General features: G+C 64.7%; 22 protein-coding genes, 1 tRNA gene, 1 pseudogene and 1 riboswitch. Of the genes and pseudogenes, 11 read left to right on the top strand and 13 right to left on the bottom strand.

Features of this window, described 5'->3' with window-relative positions:
- The 5 genes and pseudogenes from CH271_RS21405 to CH271_RS21385 all read left to right on the top strand — a co-directional run.
- Positions 1-211 (top strand): annotated as a pseudogene (locus CH271_RS21405) (dTDP-glucose 4,6-dehydratase); the annotation flags it as partial.
- A gap of 54 nt (positions 212-265) precedes the next feature.
- A riboswitch (cobalamin riboswitch) is annotated at positions 266-384 on the top strand.
- 99 nt (positions 385-483) lie between these two features.
- Positions 484-1,455, top strand: a complete 972-nt coding sequence (locus CH271_RS21400; protein ID WP_094634739.1) for an ABC transporter substrate-binding protein — start codon at positions 484-486, stop codon at positions 1,453-1,455.
- The gene (locus CH271_RS21395; protein ID WP_094634729.1) at positions 1,455-2,540 is read left to right on the top strand and encodes a FecCD family ABC transporter permease; all 1,086 of its coding nucleotides are present in this window, start codon (positions 1,455-1,457) and stop codon (positions 2,538-2,540) included. Before CH271_RS21400 ends, CH271_RS21395 begins: the two co-directional genes overlap by 1 nt.
- On the top strand, positions 2,537-3,304 hold the full coding sequence (locus CH271_RS21390; RefSeq protein WP_094634728.1) for an ABC transporter ATP-binding protein: 768 nt from the start codon (positions 2,537-2,539) through the stop codon (positions 3,302-3,304). Before CH271_RS21395 ends, CH271_RS21390 begins: the two co-directional genes overlap by 4 nt.
- Entirely contained in the window at positions 3,301-3,993 is a 693-nt protein-coding gene (locus CH271_RS21385; RefSeq protein WP_094634727.1) for a (2Fe-2S)-binding protein, read from the top strand. Before CH271_RS21390 ends, CH271_RS21385 begins: the two co-directional genes overlap by 4 nt.
- Here the strand turns inward: CH271_RS21385 and CH271_RS21380 are convergent.
- Genes CH271_RS21380 through CH271_RS21360 form a run of 5 tightly spaced genes read right to left on the bottom strand, consistent with a single transcriptional unit; the run spans position 3,990 to position 9,535 of the window.
- Positions 3,990-4,826: a glycosyltransferase family 2 protein gene (locus tag CH271_RS21380; RefSeq protein ID WP_094634726.1), complete on the bottom strand. Its 837-nt coding sequence runs from the start codon at positions 4,824-4,826 to the stop codon at positions 3,990-3,992. The two genes, CH271_RS21385 and CH271_RS21380, sit on opposite strands and share 4 nt — an antisense overlap.
- Positions 4,823-5,290 carry a GtrA family protein gene (locus CH271_RS21375; RefSeq protein WP_068054828.1) on the bottom strand — a complete coding sequence of 156 codons (468 nt, stop codon included), beginning with the start codon at positions 5,288-5,290 and terminating at the stop codon, positions 4,823-4,825. The genes CH271_RS21380 and CH271_RS21375 overlap by 4 nt, the downstream gene beginning before the upstream one ends.
- Positions 5,287-6,228, bottom strand: coding sequence for an NAD-dependent epimerase/dehydratase family protein (locus tag CH271_RS21370; RefSeq protein ID WP_094634725.1), 942 nt, complete (start codon positions 6,226-6,228; stop codon positions 5,287-5,289). Before CH271_RS21370 ends, CH271_RS21375 begins: the two co-directional genes overlap by 4 nt.
- The gene (locus tag CH271_RS21365; RefSeq protein ID WP_170945866.1) at positions 6,225-7,268 is read right to left on the bottom strand and encodes a glycosyltransferase; all 1,044 of its coding nucleotides are present in this window, start codon (positions 7,266-7,268) and stop codon (positions 6,225-6,227) included. The genes CH271_RS21370 and CH271_RS21365 overlap by 4 nt, the downstream gene beginning before the upstream one ends.
- Positions 7,269-7,282: 14 nt before the next feature.
- Entirely contained in the window at positions 7,283-9,535 is a 2,253-nt protein-coding gene (locus CH271_RS21360) for a hypothetical protein (RefSeq protein ID WP_256986483.1), read from the bottom strand.
- A gap of 210 nt (positions 9,536-9,745) precedes the next feature.
- On the opposite strand from CH271_RS21360, the gene CH271_RS21355 reads away from it, so the two are divergent.
- Together CH271_RS21355 and CH271_RS21350 are read left to right on the top strand one after the other, a co-directional pair.
- Positions 9,746-10,729: a DUF418 domain-containing protein gene (locus CH271_RS21355; RefSeq protein WP_179274843.1), complete on the top strand. Its 984-nt coding sequence runs from the start codon at positions 9,746-9,748 to the stop codon at positions 10,727-10,729.
- 111 nt (positions 10,730-10,840) lie between these two features.
- Positions 10,841-12,733, top strand: coding sequence for a glycosyltransferase (locus CH271_RS21350; protein WP_094634723.1), 1,893 nt, complete (start codon positions 10,841-10,843; stop codon positions 12,731-12,733).
- On the opposite strand, the gene CH271_RS21345 is transcribed toward CH271_RS21350, so the two are convergent.
- The 5 genes from CH271_RS21345 to CH271_RS21325 are packed head-to-tail and all read right to left on the bottom strand — an operon-like array spanning position 12,734 to position 16,888.
- The gene (locus tag CH271_RS21345) at positions 12,734-13,597 is read right to left on the bottom strand and encodes a TylF/MycF/NovP-related O-methyltransferase (protein ID WP_094634722.1); all 864 of its coding nucleotides are present in this window, start codon (positions 13,595-13,597) and stop codon (positions 12,734-12,736) included.
- A gap of 51 nt (positions 13,598-13,648) precedes the next feature.
- Complete coding sequence (gene glfT1, locus CH271_RS21340; protein ID WP_094634721.1) at positions 13,649-14,560, bottom strand: galactofuranosyltransferase GlfT1; 912 nt, start codon at positions 14,558-14,560, stop codon at positions 13,649-13,651.
- Positions 14,544-15,350 (bottom strand): galactan export ABC transporter ATP-binding subunit Wzt/RfbE, encoded by an 807-nt coding sequence (gene wzt, locus CH271_RS21335; RefSeq protein ID WP_094634720.1) that lies wholly within the window; start codon positions 15,348-15,350, stop codon positions 14,544-14,546. The genes glfT1 and wzt overlap by 17 nt, the downstream gene beginning before the upstream one ends.
- 11 nt (positions 15,351-15,361) lie before the next feature.
- Complete coding sequence (gene wzm / locus CH271_RS21330; RefSeq protein ID WP_094634737.1) at positions 15,362-16,243, bottom strand: galactan export ABC transporter permease subunit Wzm/RfbD; 882 nt, start codon at positions 16,241-16,243, stop codon at positions 15,362-15,364.
- A gap of 48 nt (positions 16,244-16,291) precedes the next feature.
- Positions 16,292-16,888 carry a bacterial proteasome activator family protein gene (locus CH271_RS21325; protein WP_037187254.1) on the bottom strand — a complete coding sequence of 199 codons (597 nt, stop codon included), beginning with the start codon at positions 16,886-16,888 and terminating at the stop codon, positions 16,292-16,294.
- Between the two features lie 175 nt (positions 16,889-17,063).
- Between CH271_RS21325 and CH271_RS21320 the strand changes: the two genes are divergently transcribed.
- The gene (locus CH271_RS21320) at positions 17,064-18,269 is read left to right on the top strand and encodes a cysteine desulfurase-like protein (RefSeq protein WP_094634719.1); all 1,206 of its coding nucleotides are present in this window, start codon (positions 17,064-17,066) and stop codon (positions 18,267-18,269) included.
- A gap of 39 nt (positions 18,270-18,308) precedes the next feature.
- On the opposite strand, the gene CH271_RS21315 is transcribed toward CH271_RS21320, so the two are convergent.
- Together CH271_RS21315 and mgrA are read right to left on the bottom strand one after the other, a co-directional pair.
- Positions 18,309-19,298 (bottom strand): NAD(P)H-quinone oxidoreductase, encoded by a 990-nt coding sequence (locus CH271_RS21315; RefSeq protein ID WP_094634736.1) that lies wholly within the window; start codon positions 19,296-19,298, stop codon positions 18,309-18,311.
- Between the two features lie 35 nt (positions 19,299-19,333).
- Positions 19,334-20,368: an L-glyceraldehyde 3-phosphate reductase gene (gene mgrA, locus CH271_RS21310; RefSeq protein ID WP_094634718.1), complete on the bottom strand. Its 1,035-nt coding sequence runs from the start codon at positions 20,366-20,368 to the stop codon at positions 19,334-19,336.
- 77 nt (positions 20,369-20,445) lie between these two features.
- Here mgrA and CH271_RS21305 point away from each other — a divergent pair, with 77 nt between their 5' ends.
- The 3 genes from CH271_RS21305 (at position 20,446) to CH271_RS21295 (ending at position 22,231) form a co-directional block, all read left to right on the top strand.
- Complete coding sequence (locus CH271_RS21305) at positions 20,446-20,958, top strand: MarR family winged helix-turn-helix transcriptional regulator (protein WP_373453606.1); 513 nt, start codon at positions 20,446-20,448, stop codon at positions 20,956-20,958.
- A 59-nt stretch (positions 20,959-21,017) separates the two neighbouring features.
- A tRNA-Ser gene (locus tag CH271_RS21300) sits at positions 21,018-21,107 on the top strand.
- Between the two features lie 161 nt (positions 21,108-21,268).
- Positions 21,269-22,231 (top strand): GGDEF domain-containing protein, encoded by a 963-nt coding sequence (locus CH271_RS21295; protein ID WP_052047306.1) that lies wholly within the window; start codon positions 21,269-21,271, stop codon positions 22,229-22,231.
- On the opposite strand, the gene CH271_RS21290 is transcribed toward CH271_RS21295, so the two are convergent.
- The gene (locus tag CH271_RS21290) at positions 22,217-23,152 is read right to left on the bottom strand and encodes a pseudouridine synthase (protein WP_179274842.1); all 936 of its coding nucleotides are present in this window, start codon (positions 23,150-23,152) and stop codon (positions 22,217-22,219) included. The two genes, CH271_RS21295 and CH271_RS21290, sit on opposite strands and share 15 nt — an antisense overlap.
- Positions 23,153-23,189 lie beyond the last annotated feature (37 nt).

The following is a 23,189-nucleotide window of genomic DNA, read 5'->3' as shown; positions in this document are numbered from 1 at the left end:
TTTCGTCACCGACCGGCCCGGCCACGACCTCCGCTACGCCATCGACTCGACCAAACTGCGTACCGAATTGGGTTGGACACCAACGTATGTCGACTTCCGTGCCGGACTGAAGGCAACCGTCGACTGGTACCGCGAGAACGAGCAGTGGTGGCGACCGCAGAAAGACGCCACCGAGGCGGTCTACGCGGCGAAGGAGTCCGTCCTGCCGTAACCGACGCGGAGGCACGGTCACGCGGGATCTGCACTGTGGTGCATACTGCGTGGCGAACACAAGCAAGCCAGTCGCAATGGGGGAAGCCGGTCGAAATCCGGCGCTGACCCGCAACGGTGGGCCACTGATACAGGTGGCGAGCCCGATTACCCAGCGACCGGTGTGCGACACACCTATTCGTCGTGGTCTACGAATCGGCAGTCCTGCGCGTGGCCGCTTCGTGCTGCGCACCCGACTCTCATTTCGTGGCTCTGAGCTCCAGTGAGGTCCTCATGTCACGCTCCGCCCGCATCGCCGTTCTCGCCGCGGCCGTCCTTCTCGCGGGTTGCTCCCGCGGTGACTCCCCGACCGAGGCTGCGCAGACAGCGTCGTTCGATCAGCCCGTGGAGGTGACCAACTGCGAAACCCTCCAGCGCTTCGAATCCCCGCCTCAGCGCATCGTTTCGATGAACGACCACGTCACAGAGGTCCTCATCGAGATGGGCGTGGCGGATCGGATCGTCGGAATGGGGTATCGCAATGCCGTTCCGACGCCGGAGACCGCCGAAAAGTTCGCGTCGATACAGGGACTCGCCGACGAGTATCCGACCAAGGAGCAAATTCTCGATCTCGAGCCGGATCTCGTCGTGGGCGGCATGCGCAGCGCGTTCGACGACAAGGAAGGGCGCTCGCGCGCGTCGTTCGCAGAGCTCGACATCCCGACGTTCCTGTTCTCCGAGTACTGCGGCGCAGGTCTTGCCGATATCGGCATGTTGGAGACGGACTACGCGCAACTGGGCGACATTCTGGGCGTGGCCGACGCTGCGCGGGACGTCACCGACGGCGTGGTCAGCGGGCTTGCCGAGATCGACGACGCGCTGGCAGGCGTCGCCCCCACACCCACGTTCTTCTACGATTCGGGCGAGAACGAGCCCACGACGATCGGGAGTGTGGGCGTCGGGCAACTGATCGCCGATCACGCCGGGGCCGAGAACATCTTTCCCGAGGGGGACCGGCCGTACTTGGGTACGACGTGGGAACTCGTCGGCGAACGGGCCCCCGAGGCCATCGTGGTCCTCGATTACGGCGATACGTCCGCGGAGGACAAGATCGACTTCTTGAAGAGTCAGCCGATCATGGCGACGACGCCGGCAGTGCAGCAGGACAATTTCGTGGTCGTTCCGCTCGACGACTTCTTCCAGAGTCCACGGCTCGTCGGAAGCGCCGAGACGATCGCGCGCTCGCTGCATCCCGATCGCTTCTGATGAGCGCAGTGCTGGACAGGCCCGCCGCGGCCCCGGTTCGGAGCACGCGATCGTCGCGCACCGGCTACTCCGTGATCCTGCTCCTCTCGTCGGCAGCGTTGCTCGCATCCATTGCGGCGGCCGTCTCGTTCGGGTCGGTGCGCATACCCATCGGCGACGTGTGGGCCATAGTCGCGCACCGTCTCGCGCCAGGCGTGTTCGAGTCGTGGTGGACCGAGGCGCGTGCGGCGATCGTCGTCGATTCGCGGCTCCCGCGGTCGTTGACCGCCGCGGTGGTCGGTGCGTCCCTCGCACTCGCCGGCGGTGTGGCGCAGGCGGTCACGCGAAACCCGCTCGCCGATCCATACCTGCTCGGCGTGTCCTCGGGTGCAGGTTTCGGAGTCGTGATGGTGATGACGCTCGGTATCGGCGCGGGTGCACTCGGCGCGTTCACCGTGCCTGCGGCTGCGTTCGTCGGTGCGTTGATCCCGCTGTTCCTGGCGCTCGCGATCGGCGGTCGCTACCCACAGTCGATGGCGATCGTCCTCGTCGGTGTCGCAGTGGGCAGCGTGTTCACCGCTCTCATCACCTTGACGCTGCTCGTGTTCGCGGACGAACGAAGCTTGAGCGGTGTAATGCATTGGCTTGCAGGTGGTTTCGGTGACGCCCGCTGGTCGACGCTCGTGTTCCCCGTGCTGGCGTTGCTCTGCGTAGGAATACTCGTGATGATGAGCGCGCCCAGGATAGACCTGCTCAAAACAGGTGACGACGGCGCGGCCGCGCTGGGTATGAACGTACGTCGGTTCCGGATGATGCAACTGCTGGCCATCTCCCTGCTGGCGGGTGCAGCGGTATCGGTCAGTGGCGGAATCGGATTCGTCGGTCTGCTGGTGCCGCACCTCGCCGGATACGTCGTCGGCACCCGCGCCGTCAGGCTGCTGCCCGTGGCGGCGTTGTTCGGTGCGATAGCCCTCGTCGGTGCCGACACGCTCGCACGATCGATCACACAGAGCACCGAGGTCCCGGTAGGAGTGATCACCGCGCTCGTCGGCGCACCGATCTTCGTGTTCATGCTGTATCGCCGCTACGCACGGGAGATCCGATGAGACTGTCCGTGCGGGAGTTGTCCTCGCGACTCGGGTCGCGAGAGGTGCTGCACGGGGTGAACTTCGACGTTGCGCCCGGCGAGGTGCTCGGTCTCGTCGGGCCGAACGGGTCCGGGAAGACGACAGCACTGCGGTGTTGTTACCGAGCTCTGACTCCCTCTGCGGGAACGGTTCTCGTCGATGGCGTCGATGCGCACACCATGAAGCGATCGGAGCTGTCGCGGACGATCGGGGTCGGGACCCAGGAGCCGCAGGCATCGGTCGGTCTGACCGTTCGTGAATCCGTAGCGCTCGGCCGCGTGCCGCACCGCGGCTGGTTCGACCGCCCCACCTCGTCCGACGACGACATCGTCACCGCGTGTATGGACCGCGTCGACCTGCTCACCTTGGACGGCCGCGACGTCGGTGCACTGTCCGGCGGTGAGAGGCAGCGGGTGTCCATCGCGCGCGCCCTGGCGCAGCAACCGCAGACCCTCTTGCTCGACGAGCCGACCAACCACCTCGACCTACGGCAGCAACTGATCGTGATGAACGCGATTCGCGACCTCGCCGCGGACGGGCTGGCCATCGTCGTGACCGTCCACGATCTGCGGCTGGCGGTGGAGTACTGCCACAGTCTCGCCGTGCTCGACGGCGGGGCCGTGGTGGCGTCGGGACCGACCACCGATGTTCTCGACGATCGGTTGCTTGCCGACGTGTTCGGCATTCGCGCGACCGTCCGAACAGGACCGCCACCCACCATCGACATTCACGGGCTGGCATGAACGCCTACGTGCTTGCGGCAGAACGAGTCCCGGGTCTGCAGCAGTACATCGACGGGCCGTTCGATCTCTGTGCGACGGTCATGCTCGACGACGACTGGCTGCGGGCGCGGGTCGACGATACCGGCCGCCGGTGGCAGTGCACCGACGCGCGGATCAACGGAACGCTGTGGTGGTATTCGGCCAGCTCGACGATCGCGTTCCTTGCCATCGCCACCGCGATGGTCACGGGTGAGGCAGCAGATCCACGGCTGGACGGCTCGCGCTGCTTCCTGCGTTCGGACGGATATCTGGGTGGAACGGTGTCGGACAGCGTTCTCGAGGTCGCGGCATTGCCCGCGGCAGTGAACGAGACGTTCACCGGCATCGTCGACGCGTTGTCGGCGGCCTCGGGGGTAAGCAGGCAAGCGTTGTGGGCGATCGCCTCGGATTCGATCGCCAACCGAAGCTTGGATGTCGGTGCTGCGCTGGGTGATCGGTCACTCGGCAGCGACTTCGCAGAATGGCTGATCGGGGAGATGGCTGCAACACTTCCCGCGCCGCGTTTCGTCGACGTCGGTGGACGACGCTTCACACGCCGTAGCTCGTGCTGCCTCCTCTACGAGACGAGCGGGGCGGACAAGTGCACCAGCTGTCCGCGTCGATCACCGTCGGACAGGCTGCGGGGCCTCGAGGCCGCCGCGCGATACTAGCTGCTGCGCGACATCCGGTGCCGCAGCAGCAGGTACACCGCACGACGCATGAACGACGTCAGCAGAGCCTTGGCGTTGCCGATGCGAACGTCGCTGTCGGACAACAACGTCGGGTCACTTGCCTGCAGTGAGCGGTGGAAGTCCGCAGCCTGACGCGCCTGCTGTGTCGCCAGTTCCACGCTCCACTGTCCCGAGTTGATGCGGAACGAGGCCAGGGGCTGCGGAATTGCCACGATGTCGCCGCGTAGCGCGACCGCGATGAAGGTGGCCTGGTCGATCAGGTAGGGATGGCTGTTGTCCCACAGTCCGATCTCGCGGAGTTCCGACAGCTTCATCATGACGCCGCCGGGTTCGCCGAAGATGTTGGCACCGGCCCGAACTGCGGTTCTGGCGGCGACTCGACCCGAGACCGTTCCGTGCAGTCCGCCGAGCCCGCGGGCGGCGATGACCGTCTTGCCGTAGGCGTCGATCAGAGTCCGCTGCGAGGCGACCAGAACGGCGGACGGGCTGTCGTCGAAAGCCTGCACCTGGGTGGCCAACGCGGTGGGGGCGATGGTGTCGTCACCACAGACGAGCTTGATCAGCTCGCCGGTGGCTTCCTCGGTGACGCGGTTCCAGTTGGCTTGCGCCCCGCCGCCGGCCGGGGTGGTCAGGAGGCGGATCCGCGGGTCGTCGAACTTCTGCGCGACGGCGAGGGTTCCGTCGGTCGACGAATGATCGGCGATGACCAGTTCGAAGTCCGTGAACGTCTGGGCGAGAATCGAATCGATGGTCTCGGCCAGGTACTCGGCGTTGTTGTATGCCGGGACGACTACGGAAACACGGGGGGTCATGATGTGGGGGCCTGGCTCTTTCTGCGGAACGAGAAGTCGCGGTAGCCGAAGAAGCTGACGACTGCCATCACGGCTGTGACGACCAATTGTGAAGGGATGGGCGGGAAGTGGAAGACGGACACGGCGATCGTCATCAGGGAGATGTTGGCGACGAACGCGCCGAAATTCACGACGAAGAAGCGCAGCAGATCACGTAGGAAGTGACCCCGCACGCGGAACACCAGATAGCGGTACATCGCAAACGCGCACAGCACGTTGCAGAGATAGCCGAGCACGATCGCGGCGTGGTATCCGTACTGCTCGCCGATCAGCAACTGCCACAGGATGAACCACGCGGTACCCAATGCGGTGTTGACGCCGCCGACGAGCAGGAACGCGATCTTCTGATTCTTGACGATGCGCATCAGCGGCCCGGGCGCGCCGTTCATGCCGGCCGGGGGAGCGGGAGTCTGTGGTTCGGTCATCGACCGACCCCCAATGCTTGACGCGTCGCGAACAGGGTCGACGCGATGCCGGCGGGCAATGTTCGGTGCGTTCGGCGATCGATCTGTGGCCAGACCGTCGACCGCAGCCGTAGATCGCGACCCTGGAACACTGCGAGTGGGGACGCCGCCAGCACCACGTTCGGTCGACGGCGGAACACCGTCCGGCACGCTCCGAGTATCGAGCCGATGGTGACGGCCTCACCGGAGGCGAAGATCTTGATCGTCGGCGAGAGTCGTTGCGTGGCCGACATGGCGAGGGTGTCGGCGACCATCTCGGCCGCGTCGGACACGTAGAGGTAGTCGCGCAACGTGTCCATGGGGACGTAGATGGAGACGGGGGAGGCCATGAGGTATCCGCGGCACAGGTGCGAGATGAGGCCCTGCGGTTTCGCGAGGTTCTGACCCGGCCCGTAGAGGTTCGCGAACCGGCCGATGGCCACGTTGATGCCGGTGCGTGCACCGAACTCGGTCGCGATGGCCTCGGACTGCAGCTTGGCGAAGCCATAGTCGCCCAACGGAACCGGGTTCGTTCCCTCGTGATGCGGGGCTCCCGTCGCGCCGGCGTAGACGCCTCCGGCGGACGAGGCGAGGAACACGGTTCCGGTGCCCGCGCGGTCGGCGGCGACAGCCTCGATACGTGCCAGGACGGTGCGGATCAGGCCGTTCTCTTCGGCGAATTGTGCTGCGCTGGTTCCGTTCACGCCCGCTCCCGCGGCCCAGATCACGTTCCAGGTACCGTCGGTGAAGGAGTCGAAGAAGTCCGAACAGCGCTGCAGCAGAGCCTGTTCGGCGGACGCTGTATCCGACCACGGGATGGTGCTGGTGTGCACCCGATGCCCACGACGAGCGGCCTCGCGGGTCACTGCAGCGCCGAGCAGTCCGCCGCTGCCGACGATCCACGTGTGCGTTGCGGTCACAACGGCGGCGTTTTTTCGGGCGATTCGGTCGATACGGCAGGCGCAGTGCGTCCGAGCGGGCCGTTTCCGGGATCGGTGACGATCAGGTACGGCGGCTTGCCCATGGCCGTCTTGACGTTCACGCCCACGTACTCGGCCACCACACCGAGGGAGAACAGTGTTGCCCCGAAGCCGAACAACAGGATCACCATCGTCGATGCCCAGCCTCGCACCTCGGCACCCGAATCGAAGACGAAGTACGACACCAGTACGTACGCCACCAGAATCAGGCCGAGTACCGCGAAGGCGATGCCGATGAAGCTGACCAGCCGCAGGCCCTTGGTGCCGCTCGAGAGCACCATCCGCCAGAAGTGCGAGAGCAAGGTGCGCAGTCGGTAGCCCGATCGACGGTCCACCTCTTCGCGCAACGCCACCGGGCTGGTCGTGACGTCGCCTGCGATCCACCCGAGTGCGATGTCCAGGTACGCCTCGGAACCGGCGTAGGCGGCGACGGAGCGACCGACTTCACCGAGCACCAGGCGGAAGCTCTGGTAGTCGACGGTGTTGTCCCCGGCCAGCGCCTTGGCGATCAGCCACTTCGAGCCCTTGGAGGCTGCGTTGCGCCACATTCCGTGGGGAGCGACATTGGTGGGCTTGGCGTAGACGACGGTGGACTGCTGGTCGAGGGCGGTATCGAGCATGCCGCCGATGGCCGCTGGGTCGTGCTGGCCGTCCTCGTCCATCGTGACGATCCACTCGCCGCCGCTCGATGCCATACCGGCGAGGGTGGCGGGATGTTGACCGAAATTGCGACTCAGCCACACGCCACGCACGAACGTATGCGCTGCGGTGAGCTGCCTGATCACTGCAGCGGAGTTGTCGGGGCCGTGATCGAACACGAGCAGAACTTCTTCGACGACCATCGGACGCCCGAGTGGAGTGTGCACCACCTGGGTCAACGGGATGATCTCGTCCATCAACGCGCTGAGCGTCCGTTCGCCCTGATAGACCGGAACCACGATGGAGATGCGGTGCGGATCAGCAGCAGCGTCGTCGGACATCACGAGGTCTGACCTTATCTGCTGGACGTCGTACTGCCGAACTCCGGAGAATTCGAGCTTCGGCGTCGTCGCACATCGAGCACCACGAGCCCGACCAGGACGATCACTCCGCCCGCCATCGCGGCCAGTCCGAGTCGTTCGCCGGGCGGCCGGAAGGTGATCTGCAGGTCTGCGTTCTCGGTGCCGGGTGGCAGGTCGACGTACAGGAAGATGTCGGCCAGTCCCTTCGTCTGCAGCTCTTCGCCGTTCAGTGTCGCGGTGTAGCCGGGCCAGGCCAGACGCGAGAACACGACGCTGCCGCCGTTGGGTGCGCTGACGTCGACGTGCTCCGAGTCTGCGTCGGACGATCGGGGTTCGGCCGTGGCGTTCACGGTCGCGACGACGCGTCCCGACGACGCGGGAATCAACCCGTCGACGCGTTCGAGGACGTAGATCTGGCGAGCGGACTCGGGCGTGGGAGCGGTCACCCACATCCAGCCTGCGGGTGCGGGCCGGGAGTTCGCGAGCGGATACTGGTTCTTCTGCAGCACGATTCGATCGAGTTGCATCAGATCGGCGTACGTCTTGCCGGTGTACGGCTCGATCTCGAAGACTCGCTGGAAGGCGGCCGTGCAGGTCGATCCCTCGTGCTCGAAGCACAGCAGGTTGGCGAAGTCGAGATAGCCGACGGGAGTGTAGGCGTTGACGTAGTCCAGGCCCATGATCTTGGCGGAGTTGCCGTACACCTGGGAGTGCCAGGGAAGCCGGGGGTCGTCGGGTCCGTCGGCCTGGGTTTCGGTGAGGGCACGGCTGCCGAGTTGCAGGGTCGCGCCCTGCCACTGCGGGAACTCGGCCTTGGCCTCGGACTGGGACGCGGGCAGCCACCACTTGTCGAAGGGTGGTTCGTAGGTTGCCACCTGGTACATCGCGACCGGTGCGATCGTCACGAGCAGCAGTGCCGCCGTGGCCCGGGTGGAGAACCGGTGGGCCAGTAGCAGCGCGAGTGCGCCGACGAGCAGGATCACCAGGGCAGCGAGGATGTGGCGACCGAAGAACTCCGGTCCCGACGAACCAGCGCGCAGCAGCAGTACCAGTGTCAGCAGGCCGGCCGCGAGCAGCCGTGGCCGCAGCTTGTCCAGAGTTCCGTACCGGCTGATCAGAGTGACCACGAGAATCAGTGCGACGAGGGCGACGAACGGCAGAATGCGGGCGGGCCAGCGGATCGGCCCGATGTCGCTGGGACCTGCGGTGAAGATCAGGGCGAACGCCAGCATGATCAGCGGGGCAGCCAGCTCGCGCAGAGCCGCGGGCACCCGACGCCAGGCGATGAACGCCAGCGCGGGGACGACGAACCAGGCGATGTAGGTGACCGGCGACTCGGTGGTCTCGCCCGCCCAGGATTCGATACTCGTCACGGCGGTCGGGATGCTCGCGGTGAGCGATTCCGACCACGGTGCCGTCAGGAAGTTGTCGTTGAACGTGCCTTCGTCGCCGCTACGCCAGGTGACCGCGGACGTGAGCACTCCGGGCAGGAATGTGACGGCTCCGCAGGCCGCGGCAGCGATGCCCACCGCGCACACCTTCAGTGCCGGACGCCACAGCCGCTGGAACAGTCGTTCGCCGATGGCGACGGATCCGATCATCACTCCGGCCATCACCGCGGCGTGGACGTATCCGACGCTGATGGCGAGGTAGAGAAAGACGAACGGCACGATCGGGCCGCTGCGACCGCGGGCATAGGACACCGAGCTCGCCCACGCGTTCATGATCCACGCGGTGCCCATCAGTGCGGTCACCCACGAGGTGTTCTCGAAGAACAGCGTGAAGCCGACGAACGGTGCGCTGGCACCGGCGACCGCAGCCCAGTTGGCCCGCGCGCCGTAGGCGAGAGCGACGCGAAAGACGCCCCAGGCCAACAGGATCGAGAAGCCCAATTTGACGACCGTGGCCAGCAGCACCAGGTTGTCGATCGACGGCGAGATGTAGTTGATCGCCATTTGCACCGGGTTCCACAGGCCGCCCTGGCCCTCGACCGGGTAGTTTCCCGCCATCCACTGATCGAGCACCAGTGAGGGGAAATGCCCGTCGCGCATGATGCGTCCGAGTTGAAGCCAGTTGGGTACGGCACCCGATTCGGTGTCGTCGATGTAGAAGAAGCGGGGATCGACGCTGAGAACCAGGAGATAACCGAGGACGACGACTGCAGCGACCGCTGCTCCCCACACGAGGCGCTCTCTCCTGCTGTCGGGCAGGGCGGCGCGCACGATCGGGGTATCCGTGGGGGTCAAGGGTCAACTCCGTGAGTTCGGGCAAAGACACTCGACTGTATCTCTCGAGGTGGCCGAGAACCGAAACCGCGGCGTGCGGACGAGCGGTGTCGTCGCCGGTCGACAAGGTTTCCATCGGTCGCGAGAGTCACCGTCGATCATTCGCTCGGATGATCGAGACCATCCGCTGGGCCGATGTGGATCGACCGCCGAGACCGAAGACTGTTCATCATGACTCGATACCACTTCATGGACTCGCTTCGCGGGTTCGCTCTGTTCGGGATTTTGCTGGTCAACGTCCTGGACATCACCGAGATCTCCGCCGAAACAGCAGGCGGGGGCTTGCTCGACTACACGGTGCAATCCCGGTTCGTTCCGATCTTCACCCTGTTGTTCGGGGTGTCGATGTATCTGATCGCCGACGGTGCCCGTCGACGCGGTGTGGGTGCGTGGCAGCCGCTGATGTTCCGAATGCTCGGACTGGGACTGATCGGGGTGGTGCACTCGCTGGCGTACGGAGGTGACATTCTCCGCGCATATGCGATCGTCGGACTGATTGTGATGCCGTTGATCGTGTGGGCACCGGCCCTCGTCAACGTGGTCGTGGGCTGTGCCTTGACCGTCGCGAGCTTCGGTTTCTTCGGTGGTGGGTTCGACTCGTTGCCGGGTTTGCTGCTCGTGGGGGCGGGCGCTGCACAGCTGGGAGTACCGGCGATGATGGAGAAGTCCGTGGTGCCGGGGTTGGTGCTGACCTGCGTGGCGGGCGTGGCCGCGATACCGCTGATGATGTCCTACATCTCTGCGGGCGCCGGTGATCCGCGCTTCTCTCTTCCCGGTGCTCGAGCCGGTCTGGCCATGGCGCTGGCATACATCGGCATCCTTGCGGTCACGTGGCAGTGGGCCCCGATCCGCGCTGGGCTGCGAGCCGTGTTCGATCCACTCGGCAAGATGTCCCTGACGAACTACGTATCCGCGTCGTTCGTCGTACTGGCCGCTGCCTGGGGGTTCGGATTGTTCGAGGCCGAGTCGGTGTACCCCGCGCTCGGCATCGCACTCGTCGTGATCACCGTGCAGTCCGTACTGAGCCGTATCTGGTTGTCGCACTTCCGCTATGGACCGCTCGAATGGGTCCTTCGGGCTTTGACCTGGCGAAATCGGCCACCCTTCCGTCGCCGTTCGACTCGGACGACAGAACTCGGCGCGGCGTGCGTCTGACGGATCGGTCGGGGGCTGTGCAACCATGGTCAGTGGTCTTCTTGTCGACACGGCCGCACATGTTCATCGCTCGAACTGTCATTACTCGAACCGGATGGGGTACTTCTCGGTATGGACGGCACTGCTCTCGATCGTCTCGGCTCCGCATCGGATGTGTCGGCTGTTGCCGGCGGTGACGGTGAGCCCGAACTGACAGTTCAGAGACTGCTGTTCGACGGTCCGTCGCCCCTGGTCAGTGCCGATATGTACAGCTCGGTCGGCAAGGGTAATGCCGAGCGCACCCGCACGGGCGTTCGTATCGCCAAGCGCAGCGTGCTGCACACCAACAGCTACTTCGGACGGTTCCCGGCCAGCTACTGGCAGCGGTGGACCACCGTCACCGAGGTGGTGTTCCGGGCGACCGTCGCCGGTGCGGGTCGGATCGATCTGGTGGCCACGGACTACAAGGGTCACGAGCGCACGATGGCCAGTACAACGGTCGATTCCGCGAACGCGTCGACTCAATTGGCCGTTCCCGTCGCCACGACGCAGTTCCTCGACGGCGGCGCGCTGTACGTCCGCTTCACCACCACGTCGAGTGAGTTGTCGGTGCAGGACGCGGAATGGACCGTCGCCGCGCCGGAGAAGCTGCGTCCCACCTCGGTGGTGATCTGCACGTTCAACCGCGCCGACGACTGTGCCAACACCGTCGCTGCCATGGCCGACGATCCCATCGCCCTGCTCGGGGTCGACAACGTCTACGTCGTCGATCAGGGCACCGATCAGGTGCAGACGCGCGAGAAGTTCCAGCGCGTCGCGGCCGAGCTCGGTGACAAGCTCGTCTACATCACTCAGCCCAACCTCGGCGGGGCAGGCGGGTTCACCCGTGGCCTCTACGAGGTGCAGGGCAAGGGCGGCGATCCGGCCAACGTGATCTTCATGGACGACGACGTGCTGTGCGAGCCCGAGGCGATCGTGCGCATGAACTCGTTCGCCAACATGACCGTCGAGCCGGCGATCATCGGCGCGCAGATGCTGTACCTGCTGCACCCCGATCGTGTGCATGTCGGTGCCGAGGTGGCCAACCTGCAGAAGCTCGAAGCCGGAGTGCACGTCAAGAACGCGATCTCGGACAAGAGTGCGTTCAAACGCAAGCGGCAGCAGGACGTCCGCGTCGACGCCGGCTACAACGGGTGGTGGTCGTGCCTCATCCCGTCCGAGATCGTCGGGCAGGTCGGCTACCCGCTGCCACTGTTCTTCCAGTGGGACGACATCGAGTACGGATACCGTTCTCGTGCAAACGGATTCGCTACCGTGACGCTTCCGGGCGCAGCGGTGTGGCATGCCGACTTCGCGTGGAAGGACTGGGACGAGTGGCACCGCTACTTCAACCTGCGCAACGGCATGATCACCGCGGCCCTGCACATCGAACTCGACGGGCGCGCGCTCGCCAAGCAGCTGTTCACCGATCTGCTGCGGTACCTGGTGTCGATGCAGTACGGCATGGCGTACACGCTGATCAAGGCCGTCGAGGACTTCCTGGCCGGCCCCGATCATCTGCTCGACGGCGGAATGGACGCTGCCGGTTCCATCCGGCGTGAACGTGCCGCATACGGAGAAACCAAGCGCCACAACGCGAACGACGTTCCCGGAGTGCGTCCGGCGGATATGTTCATCACTCCTGCGGGCCCACCGCCGAAGAAGAGCATGGAATTCGCCGTCCTGGCCAAGCGCGTGCTCAACCAGTGGCGCGGCACGGTGAATCCCGGTCCTGTTGCCATCTCCGCGGACGACGCGCACTGGTGGCACGTCTCGCTGTTCTCGCACGCGATCGTCACCGATCGCTCGCAGGAAGGTGTGCGAGTTCGCAAGCGCAACAAGGCGCATGCGTCCGAGCTGCTCAAGCGCGGGGTGACCGCACTCAAGCGTTTGCGCACCGAGACGCCGACGGTTGCTGCCTCGTACCGTGCCGCCGTGCCGAAATTGACGAGCCGAGAGAACTGGGCTCGCCTGTACGGCCAGTAGCTATTTCGAGCCGACGACGGGCGCTGTGCGAATGCGCACGACGACCTGCTCGTTGTCGGCGGTGTAACCCAGGTAGTCGAACTCGGTACCGGTGCGTGCGACGAATTCCGTCCACGCCCGGTACTCGTGGTTGCGCCAGCCGGGGAAGTTGAAGTACTCGTCGAACACGATGACGGTGCCCACCGCGAGTCGGTCGGCCACCAGATCCAGCACGGTGACCGTCGACGAGTACAGGTCGGCATCCAGATGCAGGAACGCCAACTTCTCGTGGTGACCCTTCAAGAAGCCCGGCAGCGAGTCCTCGAACAATCCCGGCACAATCTGTGCGCCCGGCACTTCGGGGATGCTCTCCTGCTCGAACAGTCCTTTCGGAAACCCGGTGCGCCACGTCTCGGGAAGGCCGGAGAACACGTCGAATCCGGCGACGACGGTGATGTCCTTGCGTGAGCTCAATTCCTCGGCGATGATCTCGAGCGTCGTGCCGCTGGCGACTCCGAATTCGAGGGCCATGCCGCGAATGGAGACCTCGCCGAGCGCGAATCGCAGCGTGGCGTGGGGCCGCAGGAACGTCGGGGCCTGCGGCATCATCTCTTCGGCGAATTCGGCGCTCTGGGCGGCTGCTTCGACGTCGGACGCATACGGGATGTCTCGACGCATCCGCATCTCGAGGCCGCGGATGAACGCGTGCAGATCGTCGATCTCCCGGCGTTGGCGTTCGAGGACGTCGAGCAACTTGGCCTGCTGATCGTTGGTCTGCTCGGCGAGCTGGGCGGTCTGCTGAGCCAGAACCTCACCGATCGCTCGTTGAAGCTTCTCCCGTGCCGAGATCTTGATGCGATCGGTGAGCTTCCGAGGTTCCGTCATGCGCACACGGTAGCGGTATCAAGTGGGTGCGCGCACCCCTTGGAGGCAGCGTCAGGGTCGGCGGAAGTGTTCCCGACGCCCCAGCCCGCGCAACCGGAACCACTCGGCCAGACCCTTCGGGTTGCGGGTGGTGATCAGGAAGAACCAGGTGAAGCGAATCCACTCCTGCGGCAGCAGCTTTCGCATGCCGGGCTGCGACATCAGGTAGCCGCGATTGCGGTACGTGAAGTAGCGCTTGGTCGCGTCGTCCGGGTACTGCGTGTGCATCCGGCCACCGAGGATCGGCTTGAACTCCTCGGCCCCGTTGGGGTGGACGTAGGCCGCGGTGAGGCAGGTGCCGAACTTCAGTCCCGAGCGCTGCAATCGGCGGTGTACTTCCACCTCGTCGCCGCGGACGAACAGCCGCAGATCCGGCACGCCCACCGCGTCGATCGTCGACGCCTTGAACAGTGCTCCGTTGAACAGCGACGCAATGCCTTCGAGTAGGTCGTCATCGGGATTCTCGGGGTCGATCAATTCCGACCGCAGCCGACGCCACTCGACGCCGCGACGTAGCGGAAAGGCCAGCCGGTCCGGGTCGGCGATGTCGCAGACGACGGGGGAGACCTCGTCCAATCCGTGGGTGAGGGCGCAGTCGTAGAGAGTCTCGAGTACCTTCGGGCCCTCGGGGCGGCCGTCGTCGTCGGCGAGGAACACCCAATCCGCACCGAGCGAGAGCGCATACAGAATTCCGAGGGCAAACCCGCCTGCGCCGCCCAGATTGTGCTGCGAGCCGAGATACGTCGTCGGCAGGTCGATCGATTCCACCAGTTCGCGTACGGCCGGCTCGTCGGCATTGTCGACGACGACCAGATGATCGAGCGGACGCGTCTGTGCGCCGATGACGTCGAGCGAGAGAGCCAACAACTCACGCCGTCTGTGCGTGACGATGACCCCGATGATCCGATCAGGCACCGGCGGCATCGTCTCGCTCGATTTCCTTCAGGATCTGCGCGACGTGGTCTCCCGCGTCGTTGCCCTCGTATGCGCGCACCACGTCCTCGATCCCGCCCTGCTGCCGCACCTGACCGTGATCGATCCACATCGCGGTGTCGCACAGCTGAGCCAGGAATTCGTTGGAGTGGCTGGCGAACACCAGAATTCCCGATCGCTTCACCAACTCCTGCAGGCGAAGCCGAGCCTTCTTCATGAATTCCGCGTCGACGGCTCCGATGCCCTCGTCGAGCAGCAGGATCTCCGGGTCGATGCTGGTGACCACGCCCATCGCGACGCGCACGCGCATGCCCGTCGAGTAGGTACGCAGCGGCATGTCGAGGTAGTCGCCGAGTTCGGTGAAGTCGGCGATCTCGTCCATCTTCGCGAGCATCTGCTTGCGGGTCTGCCCGAGGAACAGGCCGCGGATGATGATGTTCTCGTAGCCCGAGATCTCCGGGTCCATACCGACGCCCAGATCGAACACCGGCGCGACGCGGCCGCGGATGGTGGCGCTGCCCCGCGTCGGCTCGTAGATGCCCGAGAGCAGACGCAGCAGCGTCGACTTGCCCGCACCGTTGTGTCCCACCAGTCCGACGCGATCGCCGTCCTTGAGGTTCATCGTGATGTTCTTGAGAGCTTCCACGACGACGACGTCGGAGGAGTTGCGGTCGATGGCCCCGCCGGCCTTGCCGAGGAACGCCTTCTTCAGTGACCGCGTCTTGGCGTCGAAGATCGGGAAGTCGACGCACGCGTCGTGGGTGCTGATGCTGATGGACAACTCGAATACCCCTAAACCCAGTAGGGCACGCGGGCCCGGTACTTCTTGAGTGCGACGATGGCCAGCGCCCATCCGACGACGGTGAAGCCGAGCACGATGTACCAGTGGTACGCCTGCTGATCCTCGCCGATCAATGGGGCCCGGATGATGTCGAGGTAATGGAAGAGCGGGTTGATCTCGACGAGCTTGGCGCGGTTCGCGGCCTCGCCGCCCATGGACTGCAGGCCCGAGGTGGTCCACACGATCGGCGTCATGAAGAACATCAGCGTGACGAAGCTGCCCAGGATCGGGGCGATGTCGCGGTAGCGGGTGGCGATGATGCCGAACAGGATGGATACCCACACCGCGTTCAGCAGGATCAGAACCAGTGCGGGGATCGCGAAGATCACGGTCCAGTGCAGCCCGCCGGGCGGCCAGAAGATCGCGATGATGATCACGTAGATCAGCATGTTGTGGCCGAGCAGCAACAGCTGGCGCCACACCAGGCGATAGACGTGCACACTCAACGCGCTCGGCAGCTGTTTGATCAGTCCCTCGTTGGCGACGAAGACGTCGCCGCCTTCGAGAATCGCGGCACTGATGAGGTTCCAGATGATCAGACCGACGGTGACGTGCGGCAGGAACTCGCGCAGATCGATGTTGAGCAGCACCGAATACAGCAGCCCCATGGCGATTGCCTGCACACCGGTGGCGATGGTGATCCAGAACGGACCGATCACCGACCGGCGATACCGCTGCTTGATGTCCTGCCAGCCGAGATGCAGCCACAGTTCGCGCTGGCTGAAACCGGTTCTCAGGTCTCCCAAAGCGCGCCGATAAGTCTGTGAGTCCGAAACCGGAGCAGGCATGTGATCTCCTGCCTCGCTCTCGGGATCCTTCGCTGGTGCCGACACGACGGTCGACACTACCTCTCTTCGGAGACTGCGCTCATTCCGAGCTTGCTACAGATACTGGCCGGTACCGCCGCCGCCGTGGCCCCCGCCACCCTGGCCGCCACCCGGAGCGCCCATCACACCGGGCGGCAACGCACCCTGCCGCATCTGTTCGAGTTGAGCCCGCGCGGCCATCTGCTGAGCGAACAGGGCCGTCTGGATGCCGTGGAAGAGGCCTTCGAGCCAGCCGACGAGCTGAGCCTGCGCGATGCGCAGTTCCGCGTCGGTGGGGACCACGTCGTCGCCGAAGGGCAGTACCAGGCGCTCGAGTTCGTCGCGTAGTTCCGGTGCGAGGCCCTGTTCGAGTTCGTGGATGGACGACTTGTGGATTTCCTTGAGCCGCGTCCGGCTCGCGTCGTCGAGCGGTGCGGCGCGCACCTCCTCGAGAAGTTGCTTGATCATCGTGCCGATGCGCATCACCTTCGCGGGCTGCTCGACCATCTCCGACAGGCCCGAGCCATCGTCCGATCCGTCGTTCGCGGAGGATCCGGCGGCGCGAGCCGCAGCGGCCGTCGCTTCCTCGCGGCTCAGGGCGAGTGGTTCTCCATTGGGGCCGATCACAACGACATGGTCCTCGGATGCGCTGTTCGGCTCGGATTGAGTCATATATCCATCTTTACGCGTCGCTCGCCGTTGCGCGATCGTCCGGGGCGATTATCCTGGTTCGGTCGTCGGGAACAGTGGAGGCCGGGAGGATCGAGCGTGCGAGGTGGGCAACCGTTCCCTGGGGAAACAGGACGTGGAACACATGCTTCACCGGTCGGCGCTTAGAGTGTCCGGCATGGGTTACGACGTCGCACGAGTGAGAGGTTCCATCCCCTCGCTCGGTGACGGGTGGATTCATCTCGACCCTCAGCTGGGCATGCTGATCCCGGACCGTGTGTCGACCGCTGTGTCCACCGCATTTCGGCACAGTGCCTCCAATCATTCGGCCGGCAACACCTCGGCCAAGCGCAGTGCAGCTCTGCTGGAATCTGCTCGCGTCGCGATCGCCGACCTGGTCGGTGCCTACCCGTCCGGCGTGGTCATCGGTCCGGACCGCGCGACGTTGCTGTCCTGGCTCGCGGATTCGATGAGCTCGCGGCTGGGGTTGGGAACCGGCTTGGTGCTCTCGCGTCTGGACGAGGAAGCGAACGTTGCACCGTGGCTGCGGGTCGCCAGCCGCTCGGGCGCGCACGTGCGATGGGCCGAGGTCGAGATCGATACGTGCGAGTTGCCCACGTGGCAGTTCGACGACCTGATCACCTCCACCACTCGGCTCGTTGCGGTCACCGCGGCGTCGCCGATCGTCGGTAGTGCGCCCGATGTTCGGGTCGCGGCGGACTTGGTGCACGAGGTCGGTGGCCTGATCGTGGTCGACGCGGCCGGAGCTGCCCCGTACGCCCACGTCGACATCAAGGAACTCGGGGCCGACATCGTCGCGATCGACACGGCCGCGTGGGGTGGGCCGTCGGTCGGTGCGCTGATCTTCCGCGACCCGACGCTCCTGGAACAGCTGCCGTCGATGTCGTTGAACCCGTCGGCCAAGGGACCCGAGAGGCTCGAGGTCAGCGCCCATCAGTACGCGTTGTTGGCGGGCGTGGTCTCGTCCATCGACTACCTGGCAAATCTGGACGACGCAGCGGCCGGGACGCGTCGCGAGCGCCTCGAACTGTCGATCGGATCGTTGCAGCACTACCACGACGGTCTTTTCGATTACCTGATGAAGGCGCTCGATTCTCTGGACCACGTCATGGTGCTGGGCAACGCACCGACGCGCATTCCCACCCTGAGCTTCACTGTCGAGGGCATGCCTGCGGTGAAGGTGTCCGAGCAACTCGCGCAGGCCAGAATCGGCAGTGTCAGCGGAGTCCACGGTGGCAGTCGGTTGCTCGACGCCTTGGGCGTCAACGACGAGGGTGGTGCCGTCACCATCGGTCTGGCTCCGTACACCACCCGCTACGAAATCGATCAGCTCGTCAAAGCGCTCACCGCGCTCGCCCTCTAGAGCGGCGTAGCCGCCCGCTCACGACCGCCGACCTGCGCGCTACTGGATTCGCAGGATCACTTTCCCGATGGTCTCGGCCTCATCTAGCATTCGATGCCCTTGCGCTGCTTCGGTTATCGGGATCTCGGCGTGCACGACGGCGGTGACGCGGCCTTCGGAGATCATCGGCCATAGATGCGCGGTCATGTCTGCGACGATGTTCGCTTTGCTCGACGGCCCGGTTTCGGGTCGGCCACGCAACCCGGCTGCATGTACCGAGCCACGCTTGGCGAGGAGTTTTCCGAAGTTCAGCTCGCCCTTCACGCCGCCTTGCATACCGATGGTCACGACGGTGCCGTCCATGGCCAATGCGTCGAGGTTGCGGTCGAGGTACTTCGCTCCCATGTTGTCCAGAATCAGGTCTGCTCCGTGATCCTGTGTCTGTGAACGGATCTCGGTGACGAAGTCCTGGTTCTTGTAGTCGATGAGGATGTCGGCTCCGAGATCGGCGCACATGTCCAGCTTGTACTTCGATCCGGCGGTGACGGCGACGGTCACGCCCATCTGCTTGGCCAGTTGGATTGCGTGAGTGCCGATTCCGCTGCCGCCGCCGTGAACGAGCAGTACCTGCCCCGAACGCATGTGTGCATCCATCACCAGGTTGGACCACACTGTGGAGGCGACTTCCGGAAGTGCCGCTGCCACATGAAGATCGAGGCCCCGAGGAATGGGAAACAGCTGAGTGGCGGGTGCGGCGACCTGCTCGGCGTAGCCACCGCCGGCCAGCAGAGCGCAGACCCTGTCTCCGACGTTCCAGCCGCTGACACCCTCGCCGAGTTCGGAGATGATGCCCGAGCACTCGAGACCGAGGATGTCACTGGCACCCGGAGGCGGCGGGTAATTGCCCTGACGCTGCATCAGATCGGCGCGGTTGACGGCGGTAGCCGAAACATCGACGATCACCTGCCCGCGGCTCGGACGTGGGTCGGGGACCTCGGTCCATTCCATGACGTTGGGATCGCCGAATTCTCTGAGTGTGATGGCACGCATGTCTCCATAGTGCGCCTCCACTGCCGCAGGCACTCCTACAGGTCCCAGAGATTGATCCCGAAGTCCTCGGCATGCGTGTCGATCTCGGCGAGTTCGGCCTCGGTGAAGTCCAGGTTCTTCAATGCCGCCACGTTGTTCTCCAGCTGTTCGACGCTCGATGCGCCGATCAGTACCGAGGTCACGCGCGGGTCGCGCAGGGCCCAGCTCAGGGCGAGTTGCGCGAGGGATTGGCCGCGAGTGGCGGCGATGTCGTTCAACGCCCGGAGATGCCCGATGTGGTCATCGGTGAGCCAGTCCGGATTCAGTGATTTACCCTGCGCTGCGCGCGAATTCGACGGGACGCCGTCGAGGTACTTGTCGGTGAGCATGCCCTGCGCCAGAGGTGAGAAGGCGATGACGCCCGCGCCGACCGCATCGAGGGTGCCGAGCAATTCGGGCTCGATCCAGCGATTGACCATCGAATAACTCGGCTGATGGATCAACAGGGGAACACCCGCGTCGGCGAGCAGCTCCGCCATCTTCTGCGTGCCCTCGGGCTTGTACGAGCTGATGCCCGCGTACAGGGCTTTGCCCTGCTGCACAGCGCTGATCAGTGCGCCCGCAGTCTCTTCGATCGGGGTGTCGTGGTCGGGCCGGTGGCTGTAGAAGATGTCGACGTGGTCGAGTCGCATCCGGGTCAACGATTGCTCGAGCGAGGACAGCAGGTACTTGCGAGAGCCACCGAAGCCGTAGGGGCCGGGCCACATGTCCCAGCCGGCTTTGCTCGAAATGATCAGCTCATCGCGATATCCGGCGAAATCCTCCGAGAAGATGCGGCCGAAGTTCTTCTCCGCACTGCCGTACGGCGGGCCGTAATTGTTGGCCAGATCGAAGTGCGTGATACCCAGATCGAATGCGCGACGCAGGATCGCGCGCTGGTTCATCAGCGGTACGTCGTCACCGAAGTTGTGCCACAGTCCCAGCGACACCGCCGGAAGTCGGGGGCCACGTGAGCCCACTCGGCGGAAGAGCATGGACTCGTAGCGGTCGGCGGCGGCAACGTACGGCGGGTCGATGTTGGGATCGGTCATTCTTCGACCTTAGGGCGCTGTACCGAACAGGGCCTCGAACCGCGTCAACCTACTCGTGGGTAGATTTCCTGCCTAAGATGACACGCGTGACGGCCGAATTAGCCATTGGTCCCGGGGGGGACCCGCAGTGGCTCGACACTGCGGAAATGAAAGCATGGCGCGCCTATATGGACGGCGGGCAACGATTGATGGGGGTATTGAACAAGGATCTGCAGGATCGCCACGATCTGTCGATGGCCGAATACCGCATCCTGGTGATGTTGTCGGAATCGGTCGACGGCTCCATCAGAATGAGTGAGCTGGCCGACGGTGTCCTGTCCTCCAGAAGTCGCCTGACGCATCAGATCAGGCGAATGGAACTCCAGGACATGGTGTCTCGCAGTACCTGCGTCAACGACGGCAGAGGCGTGCTCGCGGTGATCACCGACGAGGGCCGTCGGCGATTGGCGGAGGCGGCACCCACCCACGTCCGCGGCGTCCGTCAACACCTCGTCGACATCCTCTCGCCCCACGAACTCGAGGTGCTGGGCGACATCTTCGAGAAGGTCGACGCCGCGATGGACGCGTCCGGCTCGACACCGCGACGATGAGGGCTGGACGATGAGGGGCGATTGGGCCTCGGGCGGCCCGGCCGTTTAAGATCGCACACGGAAGCGTGGCAGAGCGGCCCAATGCACTCGCCTTGAAAGCGAGAGACGTGTAAAAGCGTCCGGGGGTTCAAATCCCTCCGCTTCCGCCACATGTTCGTCGTTCGAACCCGGTCCGCCCGCAAGGGTGGGCCGGGTTTTGTTCGCTCGGGGTGCCGCGGAGAGGCGTCGACACCGCCCCGGTCGACCGTGGCCTCGTTCTGCGCTCACAATTGTCGCCATGAGGACGCGCCGCAGTCGACCGTTACTGCACTTGAAGACACGGTTGTGGACGAATCCACCGTTTGCGAACGTCACCTCGCTTGCCTCCGCGGTCGTGGCCGTCAGTGGCGTGCTCGACGCCGTCACCTCCGATCCTGGCGCTCTCGGTCGGTTGTGGACATGGCTCTGGACGGCCGTCGCCGTAGTTGTGGTTCTGATCCCGGCGGCGATGGGTGAGAGGTTTCCGCGGAGCATCGCCTTGCTGGGCTGCGCTTTGTTCATCGGGGTCACATCGGTCCAGATGGCCACATCGACCCAAGGGATCGTCGCGATCAACAACCTGGTTTTCTATCCGTTGCTCGCCTGCTATCTCGGATGGTTCTTCCGTCGTCTGGTCGCCAGGTCGGTTGTAGGAGTGGCGATTGCGGCATCCGGCGTCGGCGTTGCGCTCAGCCCCAGCGGATCGCTGACAGTCACCTGGCTCAATCTGATGCTCGCGTCGCTGTTCTGTCTCGAATCTGCGAGCTATCTCTACCGCCGCTTGCAACGGCAGGTCGAGACGGACTCATTGACCGGGGCTGTGAACCGGATCGGGTTCGAGCGCAACGGAAGTCAGTACCTACGGTGGGCAGAGAAGTCCGGTGCACCTCTGGCATTGGTGATGATCGACCTGGACCGCTTCAAGCGAGTGAACGATGAGTACGGGCACCACGCCGGCGACCGCGTGCTGGCTCGATTCGTCACCGAAGTTCGACGCGGCCTTCGTGCGTCCGATGTGGTCGCGCGCATTGGAGGCGATGAGTTCGCCCTCGTCCTGCCCGGAATCGATGAGGAGAGTGCCCAGAGTCTGGTGGAGCGTCTTCAGTCGCTCACCTCCAGCGCGTGGTCTTCGGGTTCGGCAGTGAGTTCGCGCGGCGACACCATGGACTCGCTTCTGGCTCGTGCGGATGCTCGACTGCTCGAAGCCAAACGAGTCAGTCACTCGGCAAAACCCGACAGATCAGAGCGGCCCTGACCGTCGCGCGCCCTCAGTCCACCGCTCCAAGCTCAATCCGGTCTCGAAGCGTCGCACTGCTTTCGAGATCGGATCCGTGAATTCGATTGCACTGGACAGTAATTGGAGTGGATTCGTGAAATCGTCGACGGCTCGGCCGGTAGCCGTCGGGTAGAGGTCGTCCCCGAGGATGGGTACACCGAGTGAATTCATGTGCAGTCGCAGTTGATGGGTGCGGCCGGTCAACGGTGTCAGTCGGTAGCGACCGAGCCCGTCTCGATGCTCCAGGAGTTCGACGGTGGTGTGCGCGTTGGGTTCTCCGTCGACCTGGTGGGCGGTGAATTGCCCCTTCTCCGAGACGATTCGGCTGCGAACGACGGTGGGCAAGGTCAGCGTGGGGTCATGCAGTGCGACCGCCTCGTACTCCTTGCGCACCTGCCGATCCTGGAAGAGTGTCTGATACGCGCCGCGCAGTGTCGGGTCGATGACGAACAGGACCAGGCCTGCGGTGACGCGATCGAGTCGGTGAGCGGGCACCAGTTGCGGCAGGTCGAGTTCGAGTCGCAATCGCACGAGTGCGGTCTGCAGAATATGTCCGCCGCGGGGGATGGTCGGCAGAAAGTGCGGCTTGTCGATCACCAGCAACGCGTCGTCCCGGTACACGATCGAGATATCGAACGGCACAACGGTTTCCGACGGGAGATCGCGGTGGAACCAGACTGCCTCGCCGGGAACGTATGGAGCGTCGAAGGGTATGGGACCGGCCATGTCGACGATCTCGTCGGCGTCGAACATGGCGTCGATCCGGTGTGGAGGAATCCGGAACTCGGTCGCTGTCAGAAACTCGCGGACGGTGAGCCAGGTGCCGTCCTCGGGCATCCGTATTCGCGCGGGATCGAGACCGTGTCGCTTCGCCAGGGGCGGTTGCTGGCGTCGTCTCACCGGATGAGCGTATCCGCCCGCCGAGATCGCACTTGTG

Origin of the sequence: Rhodococcus sp. 05-340-2, from assembly GCF_002258915.1 — a bacterium.
GTDB lineage: Bacteria > Actinomycetota > Actinomycetes > Mycobacteriales > Mycobacteriaceae > Rhodococcoides.
Note: the sequence above shows the minus strand (reverse complement) of the source record. Positions and strands in the feature narration are given on the sequence as shown.

Coding starts and splice junctions, on each gene's coding strand:
- CH271_RS21390 (WP_094634728.1), top strand. CDS start 2,537: ATGAGACTGTCCGTGCGGGAGTTGTCCTCGCGACTCGGGTCGCGAGAG.
- mgrA (WP_094634718.1), bottom strand. CDS start 20,368: ATGACCGATCCCAACATCGACCCGCCGTACGTTGCCGCCGCCGACCGC.
- CH271_RS21345 (WP_094634722.1), bottom strand. CDS start 13,597: ATGACGGAACCTCGGAAGCTCACCGATCGCATCAAGATCTCGGCACGG.
- CH271_RS21380 (WP_094634726.1), bottom strand. CDS start 4,826: ATGACCCCCCGTGTTTCCGTAGTCGTCCCGGCATACAACAACGCCGAG.
- CH271_RS21400 (WP_094634739.1), top strand. CDS start 484: ATGTCACGCTCCGCCCGCATCGCCGTTCTCGCCGCGGCCGTCCTTCTC.
- CH271_RS21320 (WP_094634719.1), top strand. CDS start 17,064: ATGGGTTACGACGTCGCACGAGTGAGAGGTTCCATCCCCTCGCTCGGT.
- CH271_RS21375 (WP_068054828.1), bottom strand. CDS start 5,290: ATGACCGAACCACAGACTCCCGCTCCCCCGGCCGGCATGAACGGCGCG.
- glfT1 (WP_094634721.1), bottom strand. CDS start 14,560: ATGCCGCCGGTGCCTGATCGGATCATCGGGGTCATCGTCACGCACAGA.
- CH271_RS21385 (WP_094634727.1), top strand. CDS start 3,301: ATGAACGCCTACGTGCTTGCGGCAGAACGAGTCCCGGGTCTGCAGCAG.
- CH271_RS21365 (WP_170945866.1), bottom strand. CDS start 7,268: ATGTCCGACGACGCTGCTGCTGATCCGCACCGCATCTCCATCGTGGTT.
- CH271_RS21315 (WP_094634736.1), bottom strand. CDS start 19,298: ATGCGTGCCATCACACTCAGAGAATTCGGCGATCCCAACGTCATGGAA.
- CH271_RS21305 (WP_373453606.1), top strand. CDS start 20,446: ATGACACGCGTGACGGCCGAATTAGCCATTGGTCCCGGGGGGGACCCG.
- CH271_RS21395 (WP_094634729.1), top strand. CDS start 1,455: ATGAGCGCAGTGCTGGACAGGCCCGCCGCGGCCCCGGTTCGGAGCACG.
- CH271_RS21325 (WP_037187254.1), bottom strand. CDS start 16,888: ATGACTCAATCCGAGCCGAACAGCGCATCCGAGGACCATGTCGTTGTG.
- CH271_RS21350 (WP_094634723.1), top strand. CDS start 10,841: ATGGACGGCACTGCTCTCGATCGTCTCGGCTCCGCATCGGATGTGTCG.
- CH271_RS21355 (WP_179274843.1), top strand. CDS start 9,746: ATGACTCGATACCACTTCATGGACTCGCTTCGCGGGTTCGCTCTGTTC.